This is a genomic window from Sphingosinicella sp. CPCC 101087, assembly GCF_004151485.1.
Lineage (GTDB): Bacteria > Pseudomonadota > Alphaproteobacteria > Sphingomonadales > Sphingomonadaceae > Allosphingosinicella.
The window spans coordinates 216,410-230,044 of sequence record NZ_SBFF01000006.1 but is presented as its reverse complement, the minus strand read 5'-3'; the positions used below and the strand labels follow the sequence as shown (position 1 = coordinate 230,044).

The 13,635-nt window shown below is 66.2% G+C and carries 9 protein-coding genes; all 9 read left to right on the top strand.

Annotated elements, in window-relative coordinates:
• The first annotated feature begins 70 nt into the window (after nt 1-70).
• The 9 genes from kduI (at nt 71) to EKM57_RS11350 (ending at nt 13,586) form a co-directional block, all read left to right on the top strand.
• Entirely contained in the window at nt 71-910 is an 840-nt protein-coding gene (gene kduI / locus EKM57_RS11390; RefSeq protein ID WP_129792621.1) for a 5-dehydro-4-deoxy-D-glucuronate isomerase, read from the top strand.
• Nucleotides 907-1,671, top strand: a complete 765-nt coding sequence (gene kduD / locus EKM57_RS11385; protein ID WP_129792620.1) for a 2-dehydro-3-deoxy-D-gluconate 5-dehydrogenase KduD — start codon at nt 907-909, stop codon at nt 1,669-1,671. Before kduI ends, kduD begins: the two co-directional genes overlap by 4 nt.
• Before the next feature lie 205 nt (nt 1,672-1,876).
• On the top strand, nt 1,877-2,920 hold the full coding sequence (locus EKM57_RS11380) for a sugar kinase (protein WP_129792619.1): 1,044 nt from the start codon (nt 1,877-1,879) through the stop codon (nt 2,918-2,920).
• A gap of 1 nt (nt 2,921) precedes the next feature.
• Nucleotides 2,922-4,475, top strand: coding sequence for a carboxylesterase/lipase family protein (locus EKM57_RS11375; RefSeq protein ID WP_129792618.1), 1,554 nt, complete (start codon nt 2,922-2,924; stop codon nt 4,473-4,475).
• A 333-nt stretch (nt 4,476-4,808) separates the two neighbouring features.
• Nucleotides 4,809-7,670, top strand: coding sequence for a TonB-dependent receptor (locus EKM57_RS11370; RefSeq protein ID WP_371414138.1), 2,862 nt, complete (start codon nt 4,809-4,811; stop codon nt 7,668-7,670).
• 59 nt (nt 7,671-7,729) lie between these two features.
• Entirely contained in the window at nt 7,730-9,385 is a 1,656-nt protein-coding gene (locus tag EKM57_RS11365) for a family 43 glycosylhydrolase (protein ID WP_129792616.1), read from the top strand.
• Complete coding sequence (locus EKM57_RS11360; RefSeq protein WP_243450994.1) at nt 9,382-10,380, top strand: alpha/beta hydrolase; 999 nt, start codon at nt 9,382-9,384, stop codon at nt 10,378-10,380. Before EKM57_RS11365 ends, EKM57_RS11360 begins: the two co-directional genes overlap by 4 nt.
• The gene (locus EKM57_RS11355; protein WP_243451006.1) at nt 10,380-11,936 is read left to right on the top strand and encodes a pectate lyase; all 1,557 of its coding nucleotides are present in this window, start codon (nt 10,380-10,382) and stop codon (nt 11,934-11,936) included. Before EKM57_RS11360 ends, EKM57_RS11355 begins: the two co-directional genes overlap by 1 nt.
• 165 nt (nt 11,937-12,101) lie before the next feature.
• Entirely contained in the window at nt 12,102-13,586 is a 1,485-nt protein-coding gene (locus EKM57_RS11350) for a carotenoid oxygenase family protein (protein ID WP_129792697.1), read from the top strand.
• Nucleotides 13,587-13,635: the final 49 nt, after the last annotated feature.

Genomic DNA, 13,635 nt, shown 5'->3' with positions numbered 1-13,635 from the left:
GGAGGGTTGCGGACCGGTCTGACACCGGTTACCAAATTGCTGCCATCGAGACGTGAGCAGGAGAGAGACGATGTTCGAACGCACATATTACGCCACCCATCCGGACATGATGGAGTGCGTGTCGAACGAAGAGCTACGCGACCGCTATCTGATCCAGGATCTGTTCCGCGACGGCGAGGTGGTGCTGAACTACACCCATGCCGACCGCTTCGTCATCGGCGGCGTCGTCGTCGGCGCTGCGCCGGTGCGGCTCCCCGACCAGACCGAGCCGGCTTCCGCGGCTGGCCGGCCACTCCTGGAGCGGCGCGAGCTCGCGATCGTCAATGTCGGCTCGACGCCGGGAACGGTGCATGTCGACGGCGAGAGCTTCGGGCTCGAATCGAAGGACTGCCTGTATGTCACGATGGGCGCGGCCGAGGTCGTGTTCGAAGGGCCGGGCGCACGTTTCTATCTGGCCTCCTGCCCAGCCCATAAGGCTTTCACGACGCGCAAGATTTCCATCGGCGAAGCCAATGCGCTCGAGCGCGGTAGCCTCGAGGAGTCGAACGAGCGGACCATCTTTCAGCTCGTCATCCCCGGCGTGTGCGACAGCGCGCAGCTCGTCATGGGGCTGACGGTGCTGAAGCCCGGCAGCGTCTGGAACACGATGCCGCCGCACATCCATGAGCGCCGGTCGGAAATCTATTTCTATTTCGATCTGGACGGCGACAACGACCGGGTGTTCCATTTCATGGGTGAAGGCGAGGCGATGCGGCACATCGTCATGGCCAATGAGGAAGCGGTGATCAGTCCGGTCTGGTCGGTCCATATGGGTGCAGGGACCAAATCCTATGCCTTCATCTGGGCGATGGCGGGCGAGAACCAGGACTATACGGACATGAACGTCCTCGACATCTGCCAACTGCAATGAGCGGGCCGGCCACGATGTTCGATCTCACCGGTCGCATAGCGTTGGTCACCGGCGCCAATGCCGGGATCGGCCAGGGCATTGCCCGCGCCTTGGCCCAGGCGGGTGCCGACCTGGCCCTGGTCGGGCGCTCGCCGGCCGATGAGACCGTGGAGCTGGTGCGCGAGGCCGGGCGTCGCGCCCTGACGATCTCCGCCGACCTTTCCACGATCGCGCCCGTCGGCGAGATCGTCGAGCGGACCGTGGCGGAATTCGGCCGGGTCGACATCCTCGTGAACAATGCCGGCACCATCCGGCGCGCCGACGCGGTCGATTTCAGCGAGGAAGATTGGGATTCCGTGATCGACACAAACCTGAAATCGCTTTTCTTCCTCTGCCAGGCGGCCGGCCGGCAAATGATCGCGCAGGGACAGGGCAAGATCATCAACATCGCCTCGATGCTGAGCTTCCAGGGCGGCATCAGGGTGCCGAGCTACACCGCATCCAAGAGCGGAGTCGCCGGGCTGACGAAGCTGCTTGCCAACGAATGGGGGGCTCGAGGCGTGAACGTCAATGCGATCGCGCCCGGCTACATCGCCACCCGAAACACCGCTGCGCTCCAGGCCGACGAGGTTCGCAACCGGCAAATCGTCGAGCGAATACCGGCCGGGCGCTGGGGTCGGCCGGACGACCTGGCGGGGGCGGCCGTGTTCCTCGCCTCCGCCGCTTCCGACTATGTTCATGGCCATATCCTCGCCGTGGACGGCGGGTGGCTGGCAAGGTGACGTCTTTCGACACGGGACCCGCACCCTTCTGGCAGGGCCAGGCAACTCGGGTTGCTACGCAGGATGAGGGGTGTTCTTCTCCTTCCGCTCATGCTGAGGGGTATCGAGATCGGTGAAATGATCAGGTGCGTCTGTCCCCGGTGCTCGCCGCCATGTCCGGGGGAGATGGCAACCTGATCATCTAATCCGAGCAAGCACGCCATCGATGGAGGAAGCGCTGAACACCGATCCAGTCCAGGACAGCGGCCGCGCCGTCTGCTTCGGCGAGTTGATGCTCCGACTCACGGCCCCGGGGCGCGAGCTGCTGCTGCAGAGCGGCCGTCTCGACGTCCATGTCGGCGGCGCGGAGGCGAATGTCGCGGTCGGGCTTGCCCGGCTCGGTCATCGCGCAGCCATGGTCAGCCGCCTGCCCGACAATCTGCTCGGAGAGGCTGCGATCGGCCATCTGCGCCGGCACGGTGTCGACGTTTCCGGCGTGGCGAGCGCGCCCGGACGCATGGGCCTCTATTTCGTCTCTTTAGGGGCCGGGCTGCGGCCCTCGGAGATCGTCTACGACCGCGAAGGCAGCAGCTTCGCCGCCTCCGGGCCGGTCGATTATGACTGGGACGTCCTGCTCGCCGGGGCCGACCTCCTTCATCTGTCGGGGATCACGCCGGCGCTGGGCGACGGGCCTGCGGCGGCGGCGCTCGCATCGGCCGAAGCCGCCGCCGCACGCGGGATTCGGGTCGTCTTCGACGGCAATTTCCGGCCCCAGCTCTGGCAGCGCCGGGGCGGCGACCCACGCATCGTGCTCACGCCTCTCGTCGAGAAGGCCGAGATCATGTTCGGGAATCACCGCGACATCTCCTTGCTGCTCGGCGCCAAGTTCGGCGGCGACGGCGAGGCGCGCCGCCGTGCCGCCGCCGAGGCGGCCTTCGATGCCTTTCCACGCCTGAAGCTGATCGCCTCGACCGCACGCCATGTCGTTGACGCCGAGACGCACCGCATTTCCGCACGGATCGACGGGCGCGACGGCGTCGCTCAGACCAAGGAGGTGGAGGTCACCGGAATCGTCGACCGAATCGGCGCCGGCGATGCCTTCGCCGCCGGCGTTCTCCACGGGCTTCGGCTCGGCCGCGACCTCGATTGGGCAGCACGCTCGGGTCTGGCGCTCGCTTGCCTCAAGCATAGCCTACCCGGCGATGTGAGCCTGTTCGGGCCCGGGGCGATCGAGGCGTTCCAGACCGGCGAGCGGGACGTGCGCCGCTGAGATGCTGACCCGCCGCCGATTCCTCGCCGCGGCTGCGGGGGCGGCGAGCGCCGCCGCGGCGCCCCGCGCCGCGCGTGCGCCCGCTCCGCCGGAAGTCACGACCAGCCTGGGCCGGATCCGCGGGACGAGCGAGGGCGGGCTCGCCACATTCCGGGGCATCCGCTACGGGATCGCCAGACGTTTTCGCGCCCCTTCGCCGCCTTCGCCCTCACGCGAGCCGGTCTCCGCGGAGCGGTTCGGCCCGTCGGCGCCGCAGCGCGGCGAGCGCTACAGGCCGCAGAGCGAGGACTGTCTGTTCCTCAACGTCTGGACGCCAGAGGCCTCCAGCGCCCGGCGGAGGCCGGTCATGGTCTATTTCCATGGCGGCGCCTATTCGTCCGGCAGCGTCGCCGATCCCCTGAACGATGGTCGGCACCTTGCGGCGCGGGGCGATGTCGTGGTGGTGACGGTCAACCACCGACTGAACGCCTTCGGATATCTCTACCTCGCCCGGATCGATCCGGGCTTCGCCGACAGTGGCAATGTCGGGCAGCTCGACCTGATCCTCGCTCTGCGCTGGATCCGGGACAATATCGCGGTCTTCGGCGGCGATCCCGATCAGGTGATGCTGTTCGGCCAGTCGGGCGGCGGCGCCAAAATCACCACCTTGATGGGCATGCCGGCGGCCGGCGGCCTGTTCCACCGCGTCGCGACAATGAGCGGCCAGCAGGTGACCGCCTCCGGTCCGCTCAATGCCACCGAGCGTGCCCGCGCCTTCATGTCGGCGCTGGGCGCCGCTTCGATCGAGGCCTTGCTCGCGCTTCCTCCCGATGCGCTGATCGAGGCGCTCGCCGCGGAAGACCCGATCCTGGGCGGCAACGTCTATTTCGGGCCGGTACTCGACATGAACTGGCTCCAGCGGCATCCCTTCTGGCCCGACGCGCCAGCGCAGGCGCACGATATTCCGATGATCCTCGGCAACACCCGTGACGAGACCCGCGGCTTCTTCTCGCCCGATCATCCCAAGGTGGCCGGCCTTTCCTGGGACAATATCGCCGAACGCATCGCTCCGGAGCTTCGGGTCGACATCCTGCCCGAATATGTGGTTCGCGAGTATCGGCGGTTGTTCCCCAGCCTCACGCCCGAGCAGATCTTCTTCGCCGCCACGACCGCAGGAAGGAGCTGGCGCGGCCAGGTCGAGGAGGCGGATGCTCGCGCTCGGGCCGGGGCCCCTACCTTCGTCTACCAGCTCGACTATCCGTCGCCGGTCGATTCATGGCGAGGGGCGCCGCACGCGCACGACATCCCGCTCGTCTTCGGCACGCTTGACGCGCCGGGGTCGATCGCCGGCACCGGTGCGGCTTCGCGGGCGGTAAGCGCAACGATGATGGACGCCTTCATCGCCTTTGCCCGCTCGGGCGACCCGAACCATGACGGACTTCCGGATTGGCCGGCCTATCGTCTGCCGGAGCGGAAAACGATGATCTTTGACGCAGAGCCGCGCGCCGAGGCCGATCCGCGCCGTGCCGAGCGCGAGCTGTTCGCGCGCGTGCCTTATGTGCAGCCGGGTACCTGAGAGTCGGCGAGCGTCTTTCGGCGCCGCCGGACATGCGCATGCTTGACAGGAGCCGAGTTGCGGATCAAAGTCCAATGACACCGGTTACTTCAACGGACGCCGGAACGGAATGACTGCGGCATACGCAGCGTCGAGGGAGAGGGGACGAAAGGGGGCATTCCTCGCCTTTGCCATCCTCGATCCGCCGCGCGATCGTCGCCGTCGGTTCTTTCCGTATCCGGGCAAGACACCGGTGTCATAAAAAGAGGTCGCGCCGCACGAGCGCGCTGACGGGAAGGATCGCAAATGGCTTCGAACCAGGAAACCAGGCCAGGCAGGCGTCTCATGATCCGGATGCTCAGCGCGGCCTCCGCGCTGGCTTTCGCCACCACTGGCCTGCAGGCGCAGGTGACCGACGCCGAGGAGACTGCCGAGGCTCAGCCTGGCGTCGCCGTGGAGACCGATGCCGGCGAGGAGGCGATCGTCGTCACCGGATTTCGCGCCTCGCTCAACGCGGCGCTCAACGTCAAGCGCGACTCGGTGTCTTCGGTCGATGCGATCGTCGCCGAGGACATTGCCCAGTTCCCCGACCAGAATCTCGCCGAATCGCTGCAGCGCATCCCTGGCATCTCGATCCAGCGCGACGGCGGCGAGGGGCGGGCGATCACGGTGCGCGGTCTCGGCGCCCAGTTCACGCGCGTCCGGCTGAACGGCCTCGAGACGGTGGCGACCTCGACCGACGGCGCCTCGGCGAACCGCGACCGAGCCTTCGACTTCAACGTCTTCGCTTCCGAGCTGTTCACCTCGATCGTCGTCCACAAGACCGCGGAGGCCTCGCTCGACGAGGGCTCGCTCGGTGCGGTCGTCGACCTCAACACGGGCAATCCGCTGGGCGGTCGGGCCGGCCTTACCGCGGCGCTCAACGTGCAGGGTTCCTACAACGATCTCAGCGACAATGTCGGGCCGCGAATCGCCGGCCTGATCGGCTGGCGCAACGATGCCGGCACGTTCGGTGCCTCCGTCTCGGCGGCTTATTCGAAGACCGACACGCTCGAGCTCGGCAACAATACGGTGCGTTGGGCCCAGGCTCGGTTCGACTCGGTGGCCGGCCAGCCCTGCTTCTTCGTCGCCGACGCCGAAGGCAATCCGACCGACGTGCCGTCGCCCAACAGCGGCGGCGTCTACGTCTCGAGTCCGCAATGCGACGAGGCCGCGCTCGCCTTTCACCCGCGCATTCCGCGCTACGGCGAAGTCGGTCACGATCGCGAGCGGCTGGGCATGACGGCCAGCATCCAGTTTGCGCCGACCGACCGGACCAACATCTCGATCGACGGCCTCTATTCGCGCTTCCGTGAAGACCGCAGCGAGAAATGGGGCGAGGTGCTGTTCCGCAGCAACGAGCGGTCGATCGACATCGTCGACTATGAGATCGATCCCGAGACCAACGACATGGTCAGCGCGACTGTCGACGATGCGTGGGTGCGGATGGAGCATTACCTCCGGTCCTCGGAGACCGAATTCTGGCAGATCGGCGGAAGCTGGGATCAGGATGTGGGTGAGAAGTTCCGCTTCACCCTGCTGGGCGGCCTGTCCGAATCGGACGCGACCATCTCGCGGGAGACGACGATGATCTTCGATGATCGCGACGCCCAGGGCTATCGCTACGATTATACGGACCGCGGATTTCCGTTGCTCGCCTTCGGTACCGATCCCACGGATCCAGCCAACTTCCAGCTCGCCGAGATCCGCGACCGGCCGTCGAGCGTCGTCAACAAGTTCCGCACGGCGCAATTGCGGACCGAATGGGACGTGGTCGAAGGCTTTCAGATCAAGACCGGCGCCGTCTGGCGGCGCTTCGATTTCGACATCGAAGCCTTCACCCGCGATACGGCGGTGTGCGGCAATGGCGGCCCGGACCGCGTGCTCGGCACGATCACCTGCTCGCCGAGCGGCACGTTCGGGCCGGGTGCGGTCTACGGCTTCCCGGTCACGCCCGACCTCGCCGAAAGGTTCGAGATGGGCGACGCCGGCCAGCCGAGCGGCAACAGCAACAGCTGGATCATTCCCAATCTCGATGCGACGACCGATTTCACCAACCTCTACGAGCGGCCACTCGGCATCGATGCGGGCAACACCCGCAGCGTGCGGGAGGAGGTGACCGGGGGTTATCTGCAGTTCGACGCGCGCGGCGATATTGGCGGGCTCGAATATGCGCTCAACATGGGCATGCGCTACGCCCATACCGAGCAGACCTCGACCGGCCTCAACGCCGGTGTGCCGGTGACGATCGATCGAAGCTACAGCGACTGGCTTCCAGCCGCCAACCTGGCGCTCTATCCAACCAGCAATCTCATTATCCGTGCGGCGATTTCCGAGGTGATGACCCGGCCGACGCTCGGCAATCTGACTCCCGGGGGATCGGCCGACGGATTCAACCTGCGAGTCAGCTTCGGCAATCCTCAGCTCGAGCCGTTCAGGGCAACCGCCTACGACCTTGCCGCCGAATGGTATTTTGCGCCGGAATCGATCTTCTCGGTCGCTCTGTTCCGCAAGGAAATATCCAGCTTCCCGGTCAGCGTCACCCGGACCGACAGCTTCAATTCGACCGGACTTCCGGTGTCGGTTCTGGTTCCGTCCTCCCCGGCGGCGCTCGACCCGGCGCTTCGGGCGGCTCCGATCTGGCAGATCTCGACCATCGGCAATGGCGAGGGCGCGACGCTCAACGGCCTCGAACTGTCCCTGCAGGCGCCGTTCCGCTTCCTACCGGGCTTTCTGTCGAACTTCGGCGGGCTGGTGAACGCCACCTTCGTCGACTCGGACGCTGATTATCGGGTCAGCGGCCCGGCGATCATTCCGGGGGGAGGCCTTCAGGCGGAGACTCGGACCTCAACCCTATTCGGCCTTTCCAAGCGCGCCTTCAACGGCACGCTCTATTATGACGACGACAGGTTCAGTGCCCGCGTCTCGGTCAGCTATCGCAGTCGGTTCATCGACGCGAGCGGCGGCACCGGAAACATCTTCGAAGGCTATAATTCAACGATCAACGTGGATGCCGCGCTCCGCTACCAGCTCACGGACAATATCGAGCTTTCGCTGGAGGGCATCAACCTCACCGACGAGTATCGCGACCGCTTCGTGGATATCGATGCCAACCGTGCCTATGAGAATAATCATTTCGGGCGAACGATCCTGTTCGGGGCGCGGTTCACGCTCTGAAGAACCCTCTCCCCCTAGGGCCGGGCGCCTATGCCCGGCCGTTTTTTGTGACGAGGCGGATGGACCGACGTACGAGCATCAAGGCGATCGTCGCCGCGAGTCTGGGGGCGGGGATCGGGCCCATGCCGTTGCTGTCCGCGGGGAAAGGGCAGGGGTCGCGGGCCTCGTCCTCGCTCGACCCTTATGCCGAAATGCGATGGGCGCGCGGATATGAAGGCCAGCGCCGGGCCGACCTGGGCGACGGGACCTTCCTGAACCCGGTCTTCGCAGGCGACCATCCGGACCCGACGATCCTTCGCGACGGCGAGGATTATTACGTCACCTTCTCGAGCTTCGACGCCTATCCTGGCATCGTCATCTGGCACAGCCGCGACCTGGTGAACTGGCGTCCGCTGACTGCGGCGCTGCGCACGCCGATCGGATCGGTCTGGGCGCCCGAGTTGATCAGGCATGATGGCCGCTACTACGTCTACATTCCGGCCCGATTTCCCGACCGCCGCTCCATCTACGTCATCCACGCCGACCGGATCGAAGGACCGTGGTCGGAGCCGGTCGACCTGGACCTGCCGCGCCACATCGACCCGGGACATGCCGTGGGCGAGGACGGGCACCGTTATCTGTTCCTGTCCGGCGGCGATCGGGTCCGGCTGACCCCGGACGGGCTCGCGACCGTCGGCGAGGTCGAACATGTCTATGATCCGTGGCGCTATCCCGAGGATTGGGTGGTCGAGACATTCGCGCCGGAAGGCCCCAAGATCGTGCGCCGCGGCGAATGGTTCTACATGGTGACCGCGGTCGGCGGGACCGCCGGCCCTCCGACCGGCCACATGGTCATCATTGCGCGGTCGCGGTCGATCCATGGGCCGTGGGAGAATGATCCCCAAAATCCGGTGGTGCGTACCCGCTCCGAGCGGGAGAAATGGTGGTCGCGGGGCCATGCAACCCTATTCGAAGGTCCCGGCGGGCGCTGGTGGATGATCTACCACGGCTACGAAAACGGCTATTGGACGCTCGGGCGGCAGGCCTTGCTGGAACCGATCGAGTGGAGCGACGACGGATGGGCACGCCCGTTGGGCGGCGACCTTTCGCGGCCGATCGCCAAGCCGGTGGATCTAGGTGCACAGCCCCACGGCACGCCGCTGAGCGACGATTTCACCGTCGATCGGTTCGGCACCCAATGGGCGTTCTACGATCCGGCCCCCGACGAGGCGGCGCGGGTGCGGCTCGCCGAGGGCGCGCTGCATTTGAGGGCCAAGGGGTCGACGCCTGGCGACAGCTCTCCGCTCTGCTGCATCGCCGGAGACCATATCTACCGGCTCGAGGCGGACGTCGAGGTCGAACCCGGCGCCGAAGCCGGGCTTTTGCTTTTCTACAACCGGCGGCTCTATGCCGGACTCGGTTTCGGCGACGAGGGTTTGGTCATGCACCGTTACGGCCTGCAACGAGCGCGCGGCACGCCCCCGGGCCAGCGGGACAATGGGGCGGCCGGGCCGGTGCGTTCGCTCGGCCTGCGGCTGACCAATGACCGCAACATTCTCACCATCCACACCAGTTCCGACGGGCGGCGGAGCTGGCAGAAATTCGACGTGCAGATGGAAGTGTCTGGCTACCATCACAACGTCGCTTATGATTTCCTCAGCTTGCGCCCCGCACTTTACGCCGCCGGGCGCGGCACGGCGCGTTTCCGCAATTTCACCTACCGGGCGCTTGGGTGAGGATCGATCGGCGCCAGGCCCTGTTGGGGACGCTTGCGTTCGGACTCGGCGCGCGCGCCGGTGCGCAGATGCCGCCCCCGGCCGTGCGCGATTCCCGGCCGCTCGTCGCGCCGGATCCGACGGAGACGATCGAGTTGTGGCCGGGCGGGGCGCCCGGGGCCCCGACGACGCTTCCAGTCGAGGCCGTGCGCGAGCGCAGCACCGATCCCGCCTATAACGACCGCATCGTGACCGGCATCGCCCGGCCGCGCCTGGTGGTCTTCCGGCCCGACCGGCCGAACGGCGCGGCGGCGCTGATCACGCCCGGCGGCAGCTACGAGCGGGTGGTGATCGACAAGGAAGGCTATGAGCTGGCGCGGCTGCTCGCGCAGCACGGCGTCACCGCCTTCGTCCTCTTCTATCGCTTGCCCGGCGAGGGCTGGGCGGCCGGCGCAGATATTGCGCTTGGCGACGCCCAGCGGGGCGTGCGGCTGATTCGGTGGCGCGCAGCCGAGTTCCGCATCGACCCGGCGCGGGTCTGCGCAATCGGTTTCTCGGCCGGCGGCCATGTCTGCGCCGACCTCGCCGCCCGCTTCGGCTCGCGCATCTACGACCCGGTCGACTCCGCGGATCGGCTTTCCGCGCGACCCGACGCGGCGGCACCCATCTATCCGGTCGTGTCGATGTCGCCGCCGCTCGCCAACGCCCGTTCGCGCGAGCGGCTGATTGGCGCCGATGCTTCGCCGGCGCTCGAGCGGGCGCACTCGCCGCACCTTCATGTGCGCGCGGACAGCCCGCCATGCTTCCTTCTCCACGCTGAGGACGATGATGCGGTGCCGGCCGCCAACAGCCTGCTTCTGCGAGATGCGCTCATGAGCAAAAGCGTCCCGGTCGAGACCCATCTCTTTCCCGATGGAGGCCACGGCTTCGGCATCCGGCTGGCGCGAGGCACTTCGGCCGAGTTCTGGCCGGAGCTGCTGCTCGGCTGGGCACGATATAGGGGGCTGTGGTCTTGATGTTCCGCTTGCTTGCCGCTGTCCTGAGCCTCTGCCTCGCCGCCGCTCCTGCGGCCGCGCAGAGCCGCGAGGAGATTGAGCGGACGATGCGCCGCGCGACCGAATATATGGTCGAGGAAGTCTCCACCGAGGGCGGATATCTCTGGTCCTACCTGCCCGACATGTCCCGACGCTGGGGCGAGGCGGAGGCCTATCCGACGATGATCTGGATTCAGCCGCCGGGTACGGCGACGATGGGCCAGCTCTTCCTCGATGCCTATCACGCCACCGGCGACGAATATTATTATCGCGCCGCCGAGCGGGTCGGCGAGGCCTTGGCGCGTGGGCAGCATGCCAGCGGCGGCTGGGGCTATTTCATCGATTTCGGCGGGCCGGCATCGACGCGGCGCTGGTACGAGACGATCGGCCGCAATGCGTGGCGGATGGAGGAATTCTTCCATCCCGCCGACGACGCCACCTTCGACGATGCCGGCACGGTCGAGGCCGGGATCTTCCTGCTGCGCCTCTATCTCGAGAAGAACGACCCTCGCTTCCGTGCTCCGCTCGATCGGGCGATCGGATTCGTTCTCGACAGCCAATATCCGATCGGCGGCTGGCCGCAGCGCTGGCCCCCCGACCCCGACCAGCCCGATTATGCTCGAATGATCACCTTCAACGATGATGTCGCGTCGGAGAATATCCGCTTCCTTCTGCTCGCTTGGCAGGTGTTCGGCGGCGAGCGGATCCGCGACGCGATCGTGCGCGGAATGAACGCTTTCCTGGTCACCCAGCAGGGGCCGCCGCAGGCGGGATGGGCGCTGCAGCATGGGCTCGACCTCAAGCCGGCTGCGGCGCGGACCTACGAGCCGCTGGCGCTCTCCACCCATACGACCGCCGCGAACGTGAAGCAGCTGATGCACTTTTATCGGCTCACCGGGGAGAGCAAGTTTCTGGCGCGGATCCCGGAGGCGCTGGATTGGCTGGAATCGGTTCGTCTGTCGCCCGATCAGGTCCGCGAAGGTCGCGCCTTCCCGACCTTCATCGAGCTCGGCACCAACCGGCCGATCTACGTTCACCGCCGCGGCTCGAACGCGGCCAATGGAGAATATTATTGGGACCATGATTCCGAAGCGACGATCGGCCATTATTCGGCGTTCCGGGCGATCGATCTCACTGCGCTGCGCCGCGAATATGACGATCTTCGCCGGATTTCTGCGGAGACGCTGCGGGCAAGCTCTCCCATGTTCGCGCCGCGGCCCGAGCCGCTGCCGCGATATATGGTGAGCGAAGTCGCGGCCGGTTCGGACCTCAACGCCTCCGGAGGCGGATCGCCGGCCGAGATCATCGCTTCGCTGAACGCCCAGGGCTGGTGGCCGACGCCGCTGCGCGCCACCAGCAACCCTTATTCCGGGCCGCCTCCCGCCGAGGTGTCGCCGGGCGATTATCGCACCACCCATGTCGGCGACTCGTCCGACACCTCGCCTTACACTACCGACCGGCCCGTCACCGGAATCTCGACCGCGACCTACATCGCCAACATGGCGCGCCTGATCGCGGCGCTCGACGCGACGGACTGACATAAGGCTTTGGTCCCGCGGCCGTATTTGGTCGCGCAAGTCCGCATCGTCCGTCGCAATGGCGTTGTTAAGATTGTAAGCAACAGATACGAATGGCCCTGGAAAGGCTCGACGGAGAGGCGTGTTGCCTTCTCGTCGATGCGTTACAGGAGTGGAGCAGTGACGATGGCGACAGGCTTTCCGAAAACCCCCCAATTCACCGGTTTGAACACACCGGTTCGAGTTGAGTGGGAGGCGCGCGATCTGGAAGTCGAGGGCGAGATTCCGGCCGAGATCGAAGGCGCCTTCTTTCGCGCCGTCCCCGATCCGGCGCACCCGCCTTTGTTCGAGGACGACCATTATCTCTCCGGCGACGGGATGGTCAGCCGCTTCCTGTTCAAGGAAGGCCGCGTCGACCATGCCATCAAATATGTCCGCACCGCACGCTATGAGGCGGAGCGAAAGGCCCGCCGCGCCTTGTTCGGCAGATATCGCAATCACTACACCGATCTTCCTGACGCGAAGGGCGTGGACCGTACGCTCGCGAACACCACGCCGGTCTGGCACGCCGGCCGTCTGTTCATGACCAAGGAGGATGGCCGCGCCTACGAGGTCGATCCCGACACGCTGGAGACGATCGGCCAATGGGATTTCCATGGCGGGCTTCGATCGGAGACGATGACCGCCCATGTCCGGATCGATCCGGACACCGGAGAAATGTTCTTCTTCGGCTACGAGGCCGGCGGGCCATGCAGCCGGGACGTCGCCTATTGCATCGCGGACAGGAATGGCGAGCTCGTCTCCGAGCAATGGTTCGAGACGCCATATTGCGCACTGATGCACGATTTCGCGATCACCGAGACTCACGCCATCTTTCCGGTCTTTCCCACTACGGCCGATCTCGACCGGCTGAAGGCGGGCGGCGATCATTGGATGCACGATCCCGAGCTCGACAGTTGGATCGGCGTGATGCCCCGTTACGGGAAGGTCGAGGAGATGCGCTGGTTCAAGGGGCCGAAGGGCGTCTCGAGCTACCATTTCATGAACGCGTTCGATGAAGGAAGCCGGATCCATCTCGATTTCGGCGTCTCCAGCACCAACGCCTTTCCTTTCATCCAGGTGACATCGGGCACCAAGCCGCCCATGCACGAGCGGCGGAGCGGCCTGTTCCGCTGGACGATGGACCTGAGCCGGAACAGCGATGAAATCGAGCAGCGGCCGCTGGGGCCGCCCGGCGACATGCCGCGCATCCCCGACGCGGCGCAGGGCCGGCCCTATCGGATCGGCTATTACTGCAGCATCAATCCCGAGGGCTTCCCCCTGGTCGTCGGCGGGCCCGTCGAGGCGATGTTCAACCGCCTGTTCCGGATCGACCATGAGACCGGAAACGTAGACGTCATGGATCTGCCGCCCGGAATGTCGATCAGCGAGCCGGTCCATATACCGGCGGCAAGGGAAGGGCGCGAAGGCTGGCTGATGATGGTCGTCGACCGGCCGGTCGGCGAGGACGAATTTCGCTCGGAGGTCTGGATCGTCGACGCCGGCAACATCGCCGCCGATCCCGTCGCCAAGGTCAAGGTGCCGGTACAGCTGCGTGCGCAAGTCCATGGCTGGTGGGTCCCGGCGACCGAGCTGGAGAAGGCGAAGGCGCGGCAGGAGACCGCAGGGTAGGCGGGGAAGGGGAGTTCAGCGGCTTGCGGGAAAGCGCGCCGGAACAGGT

Bases quoted from the DNA above. Each gene is read 5' to 3' on its own strand.
- kduI (WP_129792621.1), top strand. From the start codon at position 71: ATGTTCGAACGCACATATTACGCCACCCATCCGGACATGATGGAGTGC.
- kduD (WP_129792620.1), top strand. From the start codon at position 907: ATGAGCGGGCCGGCCACGATGTTCGATCTCACCGGTCGCATAGCGTTG.
- EKM57_RS11380 (WP_129792619.1), top strand. From the start codon at position 1,877: ATGGAGGAAGCGCTGAACACCGATCCAGTCCAGGACAGCGGCCGCGCC.
- EKM57_RS11375 (WP_129792618.1), top strand. From the start codon at position 2,922: ATGCTGACCCGCCGCCGATTCCTCGCCGCGGCTGCGGGGGCGGCGAGC.
- EKM57_RS11370 (WP_371414138.1), top strand. From the start codon at position 4,809: ATGCTCAGCGCGGCCTCCGCGCTGGCTTTCGCCACCACTGGCCTGCAG.
- EKM57_RS11365 (WP_129792616.1), top strand. From the start codon at position 7,730: ATGGACCGACGTACGAGCATCAAGGCGATCGTCGCCGCGAGTCTGGGG.
- EKM57_RS11355 (WP_243451006.1), top strand. From the start codon at position 10,380: ATGTTCCGCTTGCTTGCCGCTGTCCTGAGCCTCTGCCTCGCCGCCGCT.
- EKM57_RS11350 (WP_129792697.1), top strand. From the start codon at position 12,102: ATGGCGACAGGCTTTCCGAAAACCCCCCAATTCACCGGTTTGAACACA.